The following is a 13,946-nucleotide window of genomic DNA, read 5'->3' as shown; positions in this document are numbered from 1 at the left end:
ACATCGCAAACCGAAAACGCTGTTCAGCCAAACCGAGCCACCTCAGGACATGGTCCGCCACGACTTCGAGCAATTTTGATTCCCTCATCGGCAGATCGCCGGCAGCATAGTGTGTCGGAAACCACTGCCCAGAAGATCGACTCCGAGGCGCCGCATCTGGTTGAGGCGGAGCTAAACGACGCCCGGCGCATTCTCACCGATAAGGCGCAGAAAATTGAGGCTCTGACCCGGGGCTTGCTGGATGCGAGACGCTCACGGGCGACGAATTTCAAGCGCTTTTCATAAGAGAGGCGGTCGGACAACAAGCGTCAGCAGGCTCAGGGAGATAGGTGCGGGGACGCCAGGCGATCATTGCCGGCTGCATTGATCAGTTTTACCTGCGCTCTGCCCAAGCAGACGGAGGGGAGGCGTGGGACTGTCCTTGAAAGCCAGGGCTCTTTACTGGGCCCCTTCTCCAGCCCCTATTCACCGTTTCGGCGACGACAAGCGCATGTTGGTTCGATTCATATCGGCCGTCAGAGCCGACCATCCACGAAGATCCTCTAGGGCGCTTCTGTAACTCTTAGTAATTCGATCTGCGAGAGGAGAACTAGCTGCGATCTCCGTGAGAAGCTCGGTCGACGCCTTCTGGGCTGCCTCCATTATAGAGCGGGGGAAAGCCATCAGGGTTACGGGATAGGTGCCGAGGATCTCGATTAGGGCCGCCGCATTTGTCTGGTGCGCATCGGCTAAACCAAGGGCGTGCTCGGCCCTGCAGGCTTCAACAATCACCCTGCGGAGGTCCGAGGCGACTTGCTCCCAGACCCTTAACGAGATCAGGAGTTCGCTTGCTCCGTTAGGCTTATTGAAGCCGGGAGCGTAGTAGAACGGAGCGTACTTGGGCAGGCCCGTCTCCAAGTCGGTCGCAGGAGCCAGAAATTCCGCCGCATCGATGGAGCCCTTTTCCAGGGCCGGAAGAAGATCTCCGGCGGATACTGCCATCGGAACTGCACCGAGTTTTGCATACAACTCGGCTCCTAGACCCTGGACGCGAAGGCGTAGGCCACGCAGGTCCTCTACACTGCTGAGTTTGCGCCGAAACCATCCTCCCATGGAGGGGCCGGTGTTACCGGCAAGGAACGCACGGACACCAAAAGTTCTGTAGAGCTCGTCCCAGAGCGCCTGCCCGTCCCGCAGTTCGATCCAGGCCTGATGCTCGATGGGACCAAGGCCAAAGGGGACACAGGTGAAGAAACCGGCGGCTGGCATTCGACCCTGCCAGTAGAGCGATGCGGTATGTCCCATCTCGACGGTGCCGTTTGAGACCGCATCGAGCACCGCAAAGGGCGGCACGATTTCGCCTGCCGCGAAGAGATCGATCTGGAGCCGTCCGCCGCTCATGGCATTGATGCGCTCGACAATCCGCTGGGCGGAAACGCCAGGGCCGGTGCGGTTCTTCGGCCAAGACGTGACCATGCGCCAGCGCACAGTCTCGGCCCGGACGACATTCGGTGCGGCAAGAACGGCAGCTCCGATTCCGAGGGCTGCGCGACGGGAAGGCTTAGGGCCAGAAGGCATGAAAATGATGCACGGGCCCTTGCCCGCGTCCTATATGGAGTTGAGTGGAGGCGCCAATCGCGGCGCTGATGAAGTCCTTCCCGGCGGCGACGGCGTTGCTCAGCGAGAGACCATTGGCCAGACCGGCAGCGATGGCCGAGGACAGGGTGCAGCCGGTGCCATGGATGTTCCGCGTCTCGATCCGCGGGGCTGTGAAGCGCCGCACGCCTTGCGCATCTAGGAGAATATCCGTGCTCTCTCGGCCCGCGCCGTGGCCTCCTTTCACCAGAACGGCTTTGGGACCCAAGGCGAGGATCCGCTCGGCCTGTCGGCACATGGCCTGCTCGTCCTCGGCCTGCGGTTCGTCGAGAAGGGCGGCGGCTTCCGGAAGATTTGGCGTGACGAGCAGCGCCTTCGGGAGCAGTACCTGGCGCAATGCGCCGATGGCGTCCGATGCGAGTAGCCGGTTACCGCTGGCCGCCACCATGACCGGATCGAGGACGACCTGCGCCCGGTCATGGCGCCGGAGGCCCTCGGCCACCGCTTCGATGGTTGCGGATCGGGAGAGCATGCCGATCTTCACCGCTTTGACATCGAGATCGGAGAAGACGCTGTCGAACTGCTGTGTCACGAAGGCGGGAGGCACGTCGTGAATGCCCTGAACCCCCATGGTGTTTTGCGCGGTGAGGGCCGTGACTACGCTGGCGCCATAGACGCCGAGCGCCGAGAAGGTCTTGAGGTCCGCCTGGATACCGGCTCCGCCGCCCGAGTCCGAGCCCGCGATAGTGACTGCGATCGCTGTCATGCAAAATTTTCCTGGGATGTGAGGGCCCGATCGACGATGTCCCGCAGGCGCCGGGCTTCGGCCTGAGGATCGGCCGCCATGAAGAGAGCCGAGATGATGGCGATGCCATCGGCTCCTGCCGCGATAACGGCTTGCGCGTTCGATGCGTCGATTCCGGCGATGGCGCCGACTGGTCCGCGATTTGCAAGCCTGGCCCTTGACAGAACCTTGCGGAGCCCGTCGAGGCCAATGGGGGGATCGGGGTTGTTCTTGCTGACGGTGGCAAAGACGCCGCCGACGCAGCCGTAATCGACCGGCATGTTCGCCATTGCATCGGCCTGCTCGGGCGTCTTCAGCGTCACTCCGATGATCGCGCACCGACCGAGCAGGGCGCGCGCATCCTCGGGGTGCATGTCGTCCTGACCGAGGTGAACGCCATCTGCCTTCGCAGCCAAGGCGACATCCACACGGTCGTTGATCAGGAGCGGCACGCCGGTTCCTTCGAGCGCCGCCTTCAGGTCACGAGCCAGCTCCACCAGATGGCGGCCGTCGGCGTGCTTGTCCCTGTACTGCACGATTGTCGCGCCACCGGCAACGGCCTGCCGGGCGAGCTCGACGGGATTCCGGCTGCCGGTCCGCTCCGGATCGACGATGCCGTAGAGCCTGAGATCGACCTGGTTCATGAGACTCTCCCGCAGGTGACGAGGGTTGGTGGATCGAGATGAAAGAGCGCGTCGAGGAAGGCGGGCTGGAATGTGCCCGGTCCGTTTGCCTCATGCGCGGCCACTTCGCCCGCGACACCAGTGACGAGCAGAGCCGCGGCGGCGGCTTCGGCAGCGTTGCCGTGCAGAGCGGCGAAGGACGCAATGAGGGCGGTTCCGGCGCATCCCATGGCGGTCACGCGGGTCATTAGCGGATGGCCGTTCTCGACGCGGAGATTCCGCATGCCGTCTGCGATCAGATCCACCGCCCCCGTCAGGGCCACGACTGTCCCGTGAGTTCTTGCGAATGCCTGAACGGCGTCCGGCGTCGCATCATTCCCGGCGAGAGCCGCAAACTCGGTCACGTTACAGCGCAGGATATGCGGCCGGTCTGCGAGGCGGGAGCGGGCAAACTCCAGGCGGGGCGGTGATGCCTCGACGAAGACAGGATCGAGCACCCACGGCTTGCCATGGGTGCGGGCGGTGGCAATGGCCTCGGGAATTGCCGCGCGCCGGCCACCGTCGAGCATGCCCAGGTTGACGAGCAGCGCATTCGAACGCTGCGTGAAGGCGGGGACCTCGTCCCGCGCGACGGTGAGAGAGGGAATCCCGCCTGCGGCGAGCAGAAGGTTGGCCGTGAAGGTCTGTGCTGCTGCATTCGTGATCGCATGCACGCGGATGCGTTCGCTACGAAGGCGCTCGAGCAGGGAGCCGGCCAGAGCCGGAATATCGGAAGAGCCCAGGATGGCCTTTGGTGTGCTCGTCATCTCGCAATCCCTCCGCCGGCATGATCCGGATCAGGTTCGATGGGTTGATCTTGGCGAGATCTCTCAGCCCTGACGGGCACCCCAAGGAGATGCAGGCCAAATAGCCATCCCATTCGCATTTGGCAAGATTCGACCTCGTCGCACGGCGCGCCGGGTTGACAGCCCAAAGGACGTCCCCGATTATCCCTGCCGTTCCGAGGGGAGCCCAGTGAGGGGCTGAGAGTCGGCTGTTCCGCCGTGACCCTTGAACCTGATCCGGGTCGTACCGGCGGAGGGACTGGAACTATCGAGCACGACGCGAATCCCTCAGCTCGCTTTGCCCGGATTTCCCTTTGTCAAAGAGGAGAGATCCAGTGACCGTACATATCGACAAGCCCAAGGGCGCTCCCCAGTTCGTCACCACCGGCCCGCTCCCGGGCTCGCGTAAGGTCTATGCCGCGCCGGAAGGGCGCCCGGGCATTCGTGTTCCGTTTCGCGAGATCGTCCTGACGGACCGGAACGAGCCGCCTGTGCGGGTCTATGATACCTCCGGTCCCTACACGGAGTCCGATGCGGCCATCGACCTCGGCCAGGGGCTTCCGCTCGCACGCGAACCCTGGATTGCGGCGCGGGGATACGCGTCCATCGACGCACGTCCGGTAAAGCCCGAGGATAACGGGAATGTCTCGGCTGACGCTCTCGTTGCGCCATGTCCGGCCGAGCGCGTCGTGCGCCGTGCGGGGCCCGGTCAGTTGGTGACGCAGTATGAATTTGCCCGTGCCGGGATCATTACGGAGGAGATGATCTTCGTCGCGCACCGAGAGAACCTGTGCCGGGAGGCGATGCTCGCGCAGGCCGAGGCGGCAATCGCCGATGGCGAGAGCTTCGGCGCCGCAATTCCACCCTTCATCACGCCGGAATTCGTTCGCCAGGAGGTGGCGCGCGGGCGCGCGATCATCCCGGCCAACATCAATCATCCCGAGCTGGAGCCCATGGCGATCGGGCGCAACTTCCTGGTCAAGATCAATGCCAATATCGGCAACTCCGCTGTGGTCTCGACCGCCGCCGACGAAGTGGAGAAGCTCGTGTGGGCGATCCGCTGGGGCGCCGACACCGTGATGGACCTCTCTACGGGCCGGAACATTCACAACATTCGCTCCTGGATCCTGCGCAACTCGCCGGTGCCCATCGGCACGGTGCCGATCTATCAGGCGCTGGAGAAGGTGGGCGGCGACCCGGTGAAGCTCGATTGGGAGGTGTTCAAGGATACGCTGATCGAGCAGGCCGAGCAGGGAGTCGATTACTTCACGATCCATGCGGGCGTACGTCTGTCCTATGTCCCGCTGACCGCGAAACGCGTCACGGGCATCGTCTCCCGCGGAGGCTCAATCATGGCGCGTTGGTGCCTGGCGCATCACAAGGAGAGTTTTCTCTATGAGCGCTTCGACGATATCTGCGACATCATGCGCGCCTACGATGTCTCCTTCTCGTTGGGAGACGGCCTACGTCCCGGCTCCATCGCGGATTCGAACGATGCGGCGCAGTTCGCGGAACTGGAGACGCTGGGCGAGCTCACCAAGGTCGCATGGGACAGGGGCTGCCAAGTGATAATTGAAGGGCCCGGCCACGTGCCCATGCACAAGATCAAGGTGAATATGGACAAGCAGCTCCGCGAGTGCGGGGAGGCGCCGTTCTACACCCTCGGCCCGCTTACTACGGACATTGCTCCAGGCTACGACCACATCACGTCGGGCATCGGCGCCGCCATGATCGGCTGGTTCGGAACGGCGATGCTTTGCTACGTGACCCCGAAGGAGCATTTGGGGCTTCCCAGCAGAGACGATGTGAAGACGGGTGTGATCACCTACAAGATCGCCGCCCATGCGGCGGATCTCGCGAAGGGACACCCTGCAGCTCAGGTACGGGACGACGCCCTGTCGCGGGCTCGGTTCGACTTCCGGTGGGAGGATCAGTTCAACCTCTCGCTCGATCCCGATACGGCTCGCGCCTACCATGACGAGACCCTGCCGAAGGAGGCGCACAAGGTGGCTCATTTTTGCTCGATGTGCGGACCGAAATTCTGTTCGATGAAGATTACCCAGGATCTCCGGGCCGAGGTGGAAGCGATGAGCCCTGAGGTTCAGGCGCAATTGACTGGCATGCATATCAAAAGCCAGGAGTTCTTGGCGAACGGCAGTAAACTCTACGTCGACCAGTCATGAGGTCGCGCGTGTGGTGGACAGGGACACTTGGCTAAATGATTTGTGTCCACCACTGGGGGCGGTGCAGCCCGTCTGCTAGAAGCGATTCTATGAGAAAGGCTTTGCCAAATGCCGGGTCTTGTAACCCAGGCCGACCGGTTCATAGTCCATGGGAACTGCAGCAGCGTTCTTGCTCACATCAAACAGTACTCCGGCGAAATCGCCGCACCGCCACCGCACTTGCGCCGGGTAAACGCGCAGCGCCTCAGCGCAGATAAACAGTTCAAACGTCTCGGGGAGATAGATGTGCCCCTTTACAGCTATCCTTGCACCTCCTGTCGAGATGTCCCGAACTTCGCAGTGGATCATCACGTCGCCAAAGACAATTTTGGCCTGCACCTGCACGCGCATTCGTCTGGAGCTTCTAAGGTCTAACTGTCCAGGTCCCGTGCGGTGTAGTCGGACTTGAGCATTGTTTGCTGGATCCATTGTGCCCCCGGGATAGAATCTTGACATCTGTCAGGAGGGAAATAGCCAGGGTCGATCGCCCGGAAATAACACTTGGGGCTATGCTCACCGGTCAGGAAGGGGTACCCCTGCGGGGCGCTTTGTGGTCCGTCTCCGGCATCATTGATGGAGCCGATCCGGCTATAACTACCGCTCCTACCGAGTGCTTGGAAGAGGAACACAGGAAGAGGCGTCCGGCGCCAGTCGTGTATGGTATGCAGGACTTCCATCCTCTGGAACGGGATTGAGATCGGGGAACTCCGGCAGAGTTATTCGTGTTGGGCTTCTCGGGCCAGGGATCTTCTGGCTCTCAAGTTGCGGATATTTTCTGTTCCATCACGTGACCACGCTGCGACCTGAACTGCGGTTCCGACGCAAATGCGTGCAACTTCATCCCAGACGAGCCCTCAGGTCGTCCGAGTGGCAGTCGCGGAGGCCCGTTCATGCCCCTGCCCCCGATCGGACGAATGCTCCTCGTCCTGCAAGGGGGCATTCACCTCGTACACATCATCCGTGGGCTCGTCGCGAGTTCAACCTCTCAAGAAGGCTCACTCGCCAACATTTGGTTGATCAGCCGCGTTCGGAACCCTTTGCGGGTTAGAGGCCCTACGGCGGGTCCACCATGCTCCTCCCACTGAAGCCGAGCAGTGCTGGGTGCTGCTCCAGCCTCGTGCTGTTGATGAAACCGGCCCGAAGAGACCGAAAGTGCTCCATACTTACAGCACCGGTTCCGCTCACTTCAAAATGTTGTGCTCATGAATGCAGCGCTTGAACCTATGGATCTGCTGTGTGTTCCCCTTCCAGTTCGGCATTCAACGGGGTGGCCTGCGTGACGATTGCGTACATTAACCGGATTGGCACGGCCGTTCCCGAGCACGACGTCCATCAGATCTTCATCGAATTCGTTGAACAGTTCCTACCAGAGCGAAAAGCCAGGCTGCTATTTCGACGCATGGCCCAGCGAGCAGAGATCGGCCACCGATTTTCGACACTTGAGCCCCACGAAGACCTAACAATCGCAGCTGATCGCGAAGGCTTCTACCGGCCAGGCCAGTTCGCCGGAACGGCACAACGCATGGCCCGGTTTGAAACCCATGCCGTGAAACTGGCTGAAAAGGCCGTTCAGGCCGTCAATCTTTGTGATGAGAAGGCGTCCATTTCCCACTTAGTCGTCACATCCTGCACCGGCTTCACAGCCCCTGGCCTTGATCAGCAGTTGATAGAGTGCCTGGGGCTGAACCCGTCGACCGAACGAACCGTGATTGGGTTCATGGGGTGTGCAGCCGCTGTGAATGCTCTCAAAGCCGCACACCACATCGTGCGCTCTGAGCCTTCCGCGAAGGTCCTCGTTGTCAACCTCGAGCTCTGCACTCTCCATCTCCAAGAGACGCCTGATCTTGAGGTGATCCTCGGTGCACTCCTCTTCGGGGACGGCTGCGCTGCATGTCTCGTCTCTGCGCAGCCCACAGGCATCGCCCTCAGAGATTTTCGTGTTGTGACAATCCCGGATACTCGCGATCTGATTACTTGGCGCATTGGCGAGGGAGGCTTCACCATGACGCTTTCGGGTGAGGTGCCGCAGAGGATCGCGCAAGCACTCAGCCATGAGGCGATGCGCAACGACGATCAAGGTATCCTAAGGGGGCAGCATAGGGACGAGTTCGGACTCTGGGCCGTTCATGCCGGTGGCCGAACGATTCTCGATGCCGTTGAGCAGGGGCTGGAGCTTACCCCTGACGCCCTAAAATGGTCGCGAGGCGTTCTGCGTGACTTCGGCAACATGTCCTCCGCGACGATCATGTTCGTGCTCCAGCGCATCCTGGAACACGCAGCTCCGACCGGGAAAGGCTTAGGAATGGCGTTTGGGCCGGGATTAGCAGCGGAGACATTCCGCTTCGATGTTGTTCGCTAGCCGGGCCATGGGCCGCTCGTTCGCCGAGCGCAGCCTCGAAACCGAACTCATGGACACGGAGTCCGTGGGTTTGGAGGATTATCGTCAGTGCCTGCAACATTTGGCCCAGGTCAACACACTCACGCTGACCCACAGGCCGATACTGCAGTGGCTCGATTGCGTTTCCGGCCAACTCACCCCCGGCCACCACCTGACGGTGGTTGATGTCGGCTATGGCTACGGCGACCTGCTGCGGCGCATCTATGCCTGGAGCCAACGGCGCGGGCGTCCCGTTGATCTCATCGGCGTTGACCTGAACCCCATGAGCGAGCCGATTGCCCGGGCAGCGACGCCGGTAGAGTTGAGGATAGACTATCAGACAGGCAACATCTTCGATTTCGAGCTCGACCGCCCAGTGGATTTAGTGATCAGCTCTCAGACGACGCACCATCTCTCCAACGCAGAACTCGTTCGCTTCATCATCTGGATGGAGAGGATAGCAGCGAGAGGCTGGTTCATCGCCGATCTGCATCGCCATGCTATTCCATTTCACGCATTCCGCTTGCTGTCCCGGCTTGCTCGCTGGCACCGCTTTGTTCAGCACGACGGTCCCATTTCGGTTGCCCGTAGCTTCCGGCGCGAGGATTGGGAGCGCATTCTTGAAGCTGCAGATACCAGCCCTGAGGCTGTTTCCATCAGCTGGCATGTACCATTCCGATTGTGTGTGAGCCGATTGCGATGATTCCGGGTGAAGGCACGGAGGAGGTTGTAATCGTGGGCGGTGGTTTGGCAGGCGCTGCGGCGGCCTGTACCTTGGCGCAGGCAAGCCGTCCCACATTACTGATCGAGCGGGATACCGCTCCAAGGCACAAGGTCTGCGGGGAGTTTCTTAGTATCGAGGCACAGACTTACCTCGCTCGCCTAGGTCTGGATCTGGATGGCCTTGGCGCAAGCCACATTTCGTCGATCCGCCTGATAAACGGGCGCAGAGCCGCTGAGGTCGATTTGCCATTCACCGCTCGGGGTGTCTCGCGCATGAGCCTCGACGAGGCCTTGCTTCACCGCGCAGAGTCCCTAGGTGCCAAGCTCATCCGGGGAGCGGTTGTAAGGAACATCGCTGCGGACGGGCAGGGAATCCATGCTCGCGCAGATGAGCTCGGTGTCCTCCGCCCCGACGCTCTATTTCTTGCAACGGGCAAGCATGACGTGAAAGGCGCCAAGCGCCCCAGGTCCGGAACCTCAAACGACCTAATCGGATTCAAGGCTCACTACCGTCTCGCGGAGCGGCAGAGTAGTCTTCTCGATGGTAGAGTGGAGGTCATCCTCTTTACCGGCGGATATGCCGGTCTGCAGATGATTGAAGATGGGGTGGCCAACTTGTGCCTGGTGATTACGCAGGCACGCTTCAAGGCGGTCGGCCGGACTTGGTCCGGCTTGCTCCATTCAATTGCCGATGAGACACGGGCCTTTCACGACCGGCTCGAAGGCGCAGCTCTACTGTTCGAGCGCCCTCTGTCGATTTCCCAAGTTCCATATGGATTCGTTCACCTGCCGAATCCGGTCGAACCGCAGGGCCTCTTTCGGACTGGCGACCAAGCTGGCGTGATCCCGTCCTACACAGGTGATGGGATGGCGATCGCATTGCACAGCGGCTGTCTAGCAGCATTGACCTATTTAACGCACGGTCGGGCGAGTTCGATCTTTCACAGCCAGCTCAGGGCCGACATCCTGCATCAAATCCGGCTCGCCTCCCTTCTGTACGTGGCTACCTGCCGGCCCTTCAGGCAGAGAATCCTGCTCCGGCTCTGCCAGGCTTGGCCTATGGTGATGCGCCATGTCACGTCTTCTACTCGTCTGCGGGATTGTGCCGTGCGGAGGGTACTTGAGACGCCATGATCATTCCGAAGAAAATCCAGACCTAGGCTGCTCGCGCTGGACCTCACCGAAGATGGGTACGATCAATTAAAACGAGACGCCATCGAGATGATCCGCATGGAGCGAAAGGACAGGAGTAGTATGCCTGCAATGCGCAATTGTCGCTCGCTATTCAGCTTGAGCGCCTAACCGCATGAACGTTGACCAGCGGTCACATCCTTTCTCGGTTCCAGCGCGAGCTTGTGGTAAAACCCTTCAGTGAGCCCTTATTTCTTGGATGCAGTGCTTGAGCTCACTGTTCCCTTTGTGGATGGTGCAGCCGCGATCGTCTTCGGCTTTTCCTTCTTCGGCTTCTTCGCTTCGCGGTTACCGCGTTGTTCGCCTTTTGCCATAGCTTGCCTCCAATGTCATTGTGCACTCGGGAAAAATTGCCTCAGTCATGAGGCACCTTCTCCAGTAGGTGTTCGAAATCGGCCAGTACTCGGTCGATCAGCTTGCGGCGGCGCAGGTCGCCTGCATCCAAACTCTGCGCAAGGAAGCCGAGAAGGTAGCGTGCTTTTTCGACCGCCTCCGGCCAACCGTTGGCAGGTGCAGCCGCAAGTAGGTCTTCGAGTTCTGCTTGTCTCGCACGCAGCGCTGCGTGATCGGCTTCGACCTCGGACCGCAGACGCCGAAGGTCAGTTGCTTTCTGGGCTGCTATGCCGCGGTGAGCATCAAGGTTGGTCGGATGATTGGCCATGGTTTAGTTCCTCCTTACCCGGGCTCCTGCGCGCCCAGAAGCGAACGGACCGCTTTCCGCATCATTGTACTCGCCCTTTGACGCCAATGCTGGCACTCGACAATTAAGCTCGCTCGGCAAGTAGCCGCGCTAGCATCTTGGCCAACCGCTCATTCGTTCCAACAGGCTCGGGTACTGCGGTGTGCCACTCGTGGGCTCGAAGGGCCCAGCCGATATCCGAGAGACTGCTGAGAGGCTCGTGTGGCCAAGCCGGCTCACCGGTAGGCCTGAGAACCATAAATTGCCTTGAGGCCTTCATGCCGATGCGCGCGACGTATAAGACCTCGTCGCCCTGTTGAAGCAGTGCAACTGGATCATAGCTCTGTGAGCTACGAAAGAAGGCATCGTCACTGGTCAAATCTGCGACGCCTGGGCTGCAATCTCGCTTTCGCGCACTGCACGCTCCCCAAAGCCAGCCGATTTGATCCGGTACGAGACCTCGCCCGCCTGATCAGCGGGCATAAGGCGGGTCACCTGATAAATACCGTTTGAACTTGCTCGTTTGTCTGAGAAATTCGGATGAATGATACGGACTAACTGATGAACTTTATACTTGTGAGACATTCATTTCTCCTGGCGCTTAACTACTCTTGAGCAGCATAGGGCGGACAGCCGTCGCTGGACATTTGCGGCTACAAATGAAAAAGCCGCCCCCCAGCCGGGGGCGGCTTCGAGACTGAGCGGCACAGGGCTATGTCCTGAGCCGGTCATCAGCGATCACGCCGTTTCGATGTTGTTAACGGCGACCTTGCCGGAGCGGCGATCTTCGGCTGTGTCGAAGGCAACCTTCTGACCTTCCACTAGGCCGCGCATGCCGGCACGTTCAAGGGCTGTTGCATGGACGAAAACGTCCTTGCTGCCATCATTCGGCTGGATGAAGCCGAAGCCCTTCATGTCGTTGTAGAATTTTACAGTACCCATGATCATGGGATAGCCTTTCGCAATTGTTGCAGGTGCACGTGAGCAAAGGCACGCGAATGCGCGACCTCAACTCGGTCCGTCGATGTTTTGGAAAGAGTCTGAACGTGCGCCTCAGCTGAGCCAAAAGCGAAACGACCCGATTGTCCGGCCAAAGTCCGATAAGACTAATATAATCCCTTTTCCACGGATAACAAGAACTAAGAGACATCTAAATTAATGCGAATCATTCTCGCTGTTTGACATGCTATCTCGGTAGGTTAACTACCATGCCGGTAGGGGGCAGCTTCGTTATTTCTGTATCCGATGCCGATGCTCCACTTCTTCAATTTGTCCTGTGCAAACTGCTGGCCGAGTGGCGTTTGGATGAGGGCAATCCAATGACCTCCAGCGGGAACGGTGCAGCTATTTGATGCCTCCCTAAGAAGACAGGCCGCTGCTGTCCTTGCTGCTTGTCTCGACAGCAGCGGCATTGAATGACGGGTCGAATGGAACGGGGCCGACTTAGGCCAAACTTCCGCAAGAGGAGAATAAGGCTGACCTCTACACGGTCACGCTTAAAGGCCTTACCTGACCCCTAGCAATTAGAGTATCCTGGGCTCGTGTCCCGGCGCACTCACCGAATCTTACCAAGCGTTTAGTTGCTGGTCTGGCTTGGTCCTGCTTCCTAGAGAGCCGGACTGGGGCTAGAAGCCAATCATCTTCTATAAAGAAGCCGCCTCCCATGGCCGAAGACATGTTTCTCCCCTAGTATTTCCCATGGGAGAAAGATCATGACTGAACGCCGACCGCTGACCCTTCACGTACCGGAACCAGCCGTTAGACCGGGGGGATCCCCTGACTTCTCCAATGTCAAGATCCCTAAGGCAGGGGCGGTGCCCCGCCCGAACGTCGATGTGGATCCGGAGGCCATACGCGATCTCGCATTTTCCATCATCCGCGTTCTCAACCGCAGCGGAGAGGCGGTGGGGCCATGGGCTGGCCTGCTGAGCGATGGGGAACTCCTTGAGGGATTGCGGCACATGATGATGCTGCGCACGTTCGACGCGAGGATGCTGATGGCCCAAAGGCAGGGAAAGACATCCTTCTACATGCAACATTTGGGTGAAGAGGCCATCAGTTGCGCCTTCCGCAGAGCTCTGTCGCCAGGGGACATGAACTTTCCGACCTACCGGCAGGCGGGGCTCCTGATCGCCGGCGGCTATTCCATGGTCGACATGATGTGCCAAGTCTATTCGAATTCGCGCGATCCGCTCAAAGGACGCCAGTTGCCCGTGATGTACTCCTCAAAAGAGCACGGGTTCTTCACGATCTCGGGCAATCTTGCGACCCAGTACGTACAGGCGGTCGGCTGGGCAATGGCGTCGGCGATCAGCAACGACACCAAGATCGCCGCGGCCTGGATCGGAGATGGCTCGACGGCAGAGTCGGACTTCCACGCGGCCCTTGTCTTCGCCTCGACTTACAAGGCGCCCGTAGTCCTCAATATCGTCAACAATCAATGGGCGATCTCGACTTTCCAGGGCATCGCTCGAGGTGGGGCGGGAACATTCGCTGCTCGTGGCTTAGGCTTCGGCATCCCCTCACTCCGCGTCGACGGCAATGATTATCTCGCGGTCTATGCCGTCGCCAGATGGGCTATAGAGCGCGCCCGTCGGAATCTTGGACCCACGCTGGTGGAATATGTGACCTATCGCGTGGGCGCGCACTCGACCTCCGACGATCCGTCAGCCTATCGCCCGAAGGCGGAATCCGATGCCTGGCCGCTCGGCGACCCAATCATCCGTCTGAAGAACCATTTGATCATGCGCGGGGCCTGGTCAGAGGAACGACACAAGCAGGCGGAAGCCGAGATCCAGGATACGGTCATCGCCGCCCAGAAGGTGGCCGAGAGTTACGGCACACTTCATGCCGGTGCGAAGCCTTCCGCGCGGGACATGTTCGAGGGCGTTTACGCCGAGATGCCGCCACATTTGCGTCGTCAGCGTCAGCAGGCAGGGGTTTGAGCA

At 60.1% G+C, this 13,946-nt stretch carries 14 protein-coding genes and 2 riboswitches; of the genes, 6 read left to right on the top strand and 8 right to left on the bottom strand.

What is annotated here, in order from left to right:
- Window positions 1-285 (top strand): hypothetical protein (locus LG661_RS19680; RefSeq protein WP_230533643.1); only part of this gene is annotated, 285 nt, incomplete at its 5' end.
- Window positions 286-465: 180 nt separating this feature from the next.
- Here the strand turns inward: LG661_RS19680 and LG661_RS19675 are convergent.
- The 4 genes from LG661_RS19675 to LG661_RS19660 form a co-directional block, all read right to left on the bottom strand.
- The gene (locus LG661_RS19675; protein ID WP_230533642.1) at window positions 466-1,557 is read right to left on the bottom strand and encodes a TRAP transporter substrate-binding protein; all 1,092 of its coding nucleotides are present in this window, start codon (window positions 1,555-1,557) and stop codon (window positions 466-468) included.
- Window positions 1,541-2,341: a bifunctional hydroxymethylpyrimidine kinase/phosphomethylpyrimidine kinase gene (thiD, locus tag LG661_RS19670; RefSeq protein WP_230533641.1), complete on the bottom strand. Its 801-nt coding sequence runs from the start codon at window positions 2,339-2,341 to the stop codon at window positions 1,541-1,543. Before thiD ends, LG661_RS19675 begins: the two co-directional genes overlap by 17 nt.
- Window positions 2,338-3,003, bottom strand: a complete 666-nt coding sequence (gene thiE / locus LG661_RS19665) for a thiamine phosphate synthase (protein WP_230533639.1) — start codon at window positions 3,001-3,003, stop codon at window positions 2,338-2,340. The genes thiD and thiE overlap by 4 nt, the downstream gene beginning before the upstream one ends.
- Window positions 3,000-3,788, bottom strand: coding sequence for a hydroxyethylthiazole kinase (locus tag LG661_RS19660; protein WP_230533637.1), 789 nt, complete (start codon window positions 3,786-3,788; stop codon window positions 3,000-3,002). Before LG661_RS19660 ends, thiE begins: the two co-directional genes overlap by 4 nt.
- Window positions 3,779-3,882, bottom strand: a riboswitch (TPP riboswitch). (Overlaps the previous gene by 10 nt.)
- Before the next feature lie 93 nt (window positions 3,883-3,975).
- A riboswitch (TPP riboswitch) is annotated at window positions 3,976-4,083 on the top strand.
- A gap of 58 nt (window positions 4,084-4,141) precedes the next feature.
- On the opposite strand from LG661_RS19660, the gene thiC reads away from it, so the two are divergent.
- Complete coding sequence (thiC, locus tag LG661_RS19655) at window positions 4,142-5,989, top strand: phosphomethylpyrimidine synthase ThiC (RefSeq protein ID WP_322098893.1); 1,848 nt, start codon at window positions 4,142-4,144, stop codon at window positions 5,987-5,989.
- A gap of 87 nt (window positions 5,990-6,076) precedes the next feature.
- Here the strand turns inward: thiC and LG661_RS19650 are convergent, their stop codons facing one another.
- Complete coding sequence (locus tag LG661_RS19650) at window positions 6,077-6,457, bottom strand: PilZ domain-containing protein (protein ID WP_268995492.1); 381 nt, start codon at window positions 6,455-6,457, stop codon at window positions 6,077-6,079.
- Between the two features lie 847 nt (window positions 6,458-7,304).
- Here LG661_RS19650 and LG661_RS19645 point away from each other — a divergent pair.
- The 3 genes from LG661_RS19645 to LG661_RS19635 are packed head-to-tail and all read left to right on the top strand — an operon-like array spanning window position 7,305 to window position 10,262.
- Window positions 7,305-8,387 (top strand): type III polyketide synthase, encoded by a 1,083-nt coding sequence (locus LG661_RS19645; RefSeq protein ID WP_230533634.1) that lies wholly within the window; start codon window positions 7,305-7,307, stop codon window positions 8,385-8,387.
- Window positions 8,374-9,108: a methyltransferase domain-containing protein gene (locus LG661_RS19640; protein ID WP_230533632.1), complete on the top strand. Its 735-nt coding sequence runs from the start codon at window positions 8,374-8,376 to the stop codon at window positions 9,106-9,108. The genes LG661_RS19645 and LG661_RS19640 overlap by 14 nt, the downstream gene beginning before the upstream one ends.
- A gap of 32 nt (window positions 9,109-9,140) precedes the next feature.
- The gene (locus LG661_RS19635) at window positions 9,141-10,262 is read left to right on the top strand and encodes an NAD(P)/FAD-dependent oxidoreductase (RefSeq protein ID WP_230533631.1); all 1,122 of its coding nucleotides are present in this window, start codon (window positions 9,141-9,143) and stop codon (window positions 10,260-10,262) included.
- A gap of 412 nt (window positions 10,263-10,674) precedes the next feature.
- Here the strand turns inward: LG661_RS19635 and LG661_RS19630 are convergent, their stop codons facing one another.
- The 3 genes from LG661_RS19630 to LG661_RS19620 form a co-directional block, all read right to left on the bottom strand.
- Window positions 10,675-10,980 (bottom strand): hypothetical protein, encoded by a 306-nt coding sequence (locus LG661_RS19630; protein ID WP_230533630.1) that lies wholly within the window; start codon window positions 10,978-10,980, stop codon window positions 10,675-10,677.
- A gap of 393 nt (window positions 10,981-11,373) precedes the next feature.
- The gene (locus LG661_RS19625) at window positions 11,374-11,583 is read right to left on the bottom strand and encodes a hypothetical protein (RefSeq protein ID WP_230533629.1); all 210 of its coding nucleotides are present in this window, start codon (window positions 11,581-11,583) and stop codon (window positions 11,374-11,376) included.
- A 153-nt stretch (window positions 11,584-11,736) separates the two neighbouring features.
- Window positions 11,737-11,946: a cold-shock protein gene (locus tag LG661_RS19620; RefSeq protein ID WP_230533628.1), complete on the bottom strand. Its 210-nt coding sequence runs from the start codon at window positions 11,944-11,946 to the stop codon at window positions 11,737-11,739.
- 764 nt (window positions 11,947-12,710) lie between these two features.
- On the opposite strand from LG661_RS19620, the gene LG661_RS19615 reads away from it, so the two are divergent.
- On the top strand, window positions 12,711-13,943 hold the full coding sequence (locus LG661_RS19615; protein ID WP_230533627.1) for a 3-methyl-2-oxobutanoate dehydrogenase (2-methylpropanoyl-transferring) subunit alpha: 1,233 nt from the start codon (window positions 12,711-12,713) through the stop codon (window positions 13,941-13,943).
- Window positions 13,944-13,946: the final 3 nt, after the last annotated feature.

This window comes from Microvirga roseola (assembly GCF_020866965.1).
Taxonomy (GTDB): domain Bacteria; phylum Pseudomonadota; class Alphaproteobacteria; order Rhizobiales; family Beijerinckiaceae; genus Microvirga; species Microvirga roseola.
Note: the sequence above shows the minus strand (reverse complement) of the source record. Positions and strands in the feature narration are given on the sequence as shown.

Coding starts and splice junctions, on each gene's coding strand:
- LG661_RS19675 (WP_230533642.1), bottom strand. CDS start 1,557: ATGCCTTCTGGCCCTAAGCCTTCCCGTCGCGCAGCCCTCGGAATCGGA.
- LG661_RS19660 (WP_230533637.1), bottom strand. CDS start 3,788: ATGACGAGCACACCAAAGGCCATCCTGGGCTCTTCCGATATTCCGGCT.
- LG661_RS19620 (WP_230533628.1), bottom strand. CDS start 11,946: ATGATCATGGGTACTGTAAAATTCTACAACGACATGAAGGGCTTCGGC.
- LG661_RS19640 (WP_230533632.1), top strand. CDS start 8,374: ATGTTGTTCGCTAGCCGGGCCATGGGCCGCTCGTTCGCCGAGCGCAGC.
- LG661_RS19650 (WP_268995492.1), bottom strand. CDS start 6,457: ATGGATCCAGCAAACAATGCTCAAGTCCGACTACACCGCACGGGACCT.
- thiE (WP_230533639.1), bottom strand. CDS start 3,003: ATGAACCAGGTCGATCTCAGGCTCTACGGCATCGTCGATCCGGAGCGG.
- LG661_RS19625 (WP_230533629.1), bottom strand. CDS start 11,583: ATGTCTCACAAGTATAAAGTTCATCAGTTAGTCCGTATCATTCATCCG.
- LG661_RS19615 (WP_230533627.1), top strand. CDS start 12,711: ATGACTGAACGCCGACCGCTGACCCTTCACGTACCGGAACCAGCCGTT.
- LG661_RS19630 (WP_230533630.1), bottom strand. CDS start 10,980: ATGGCCAATCATCCGACCAACCTTGATGCTCACCGCGGCATAGCAGCC.
- thiD (WP_230533641.1), bottom strand. CDS start 2,341: ATGACAGCGATCGCAGTCACTATCGCGGGCTCGGACTCGGGCGGCGGA.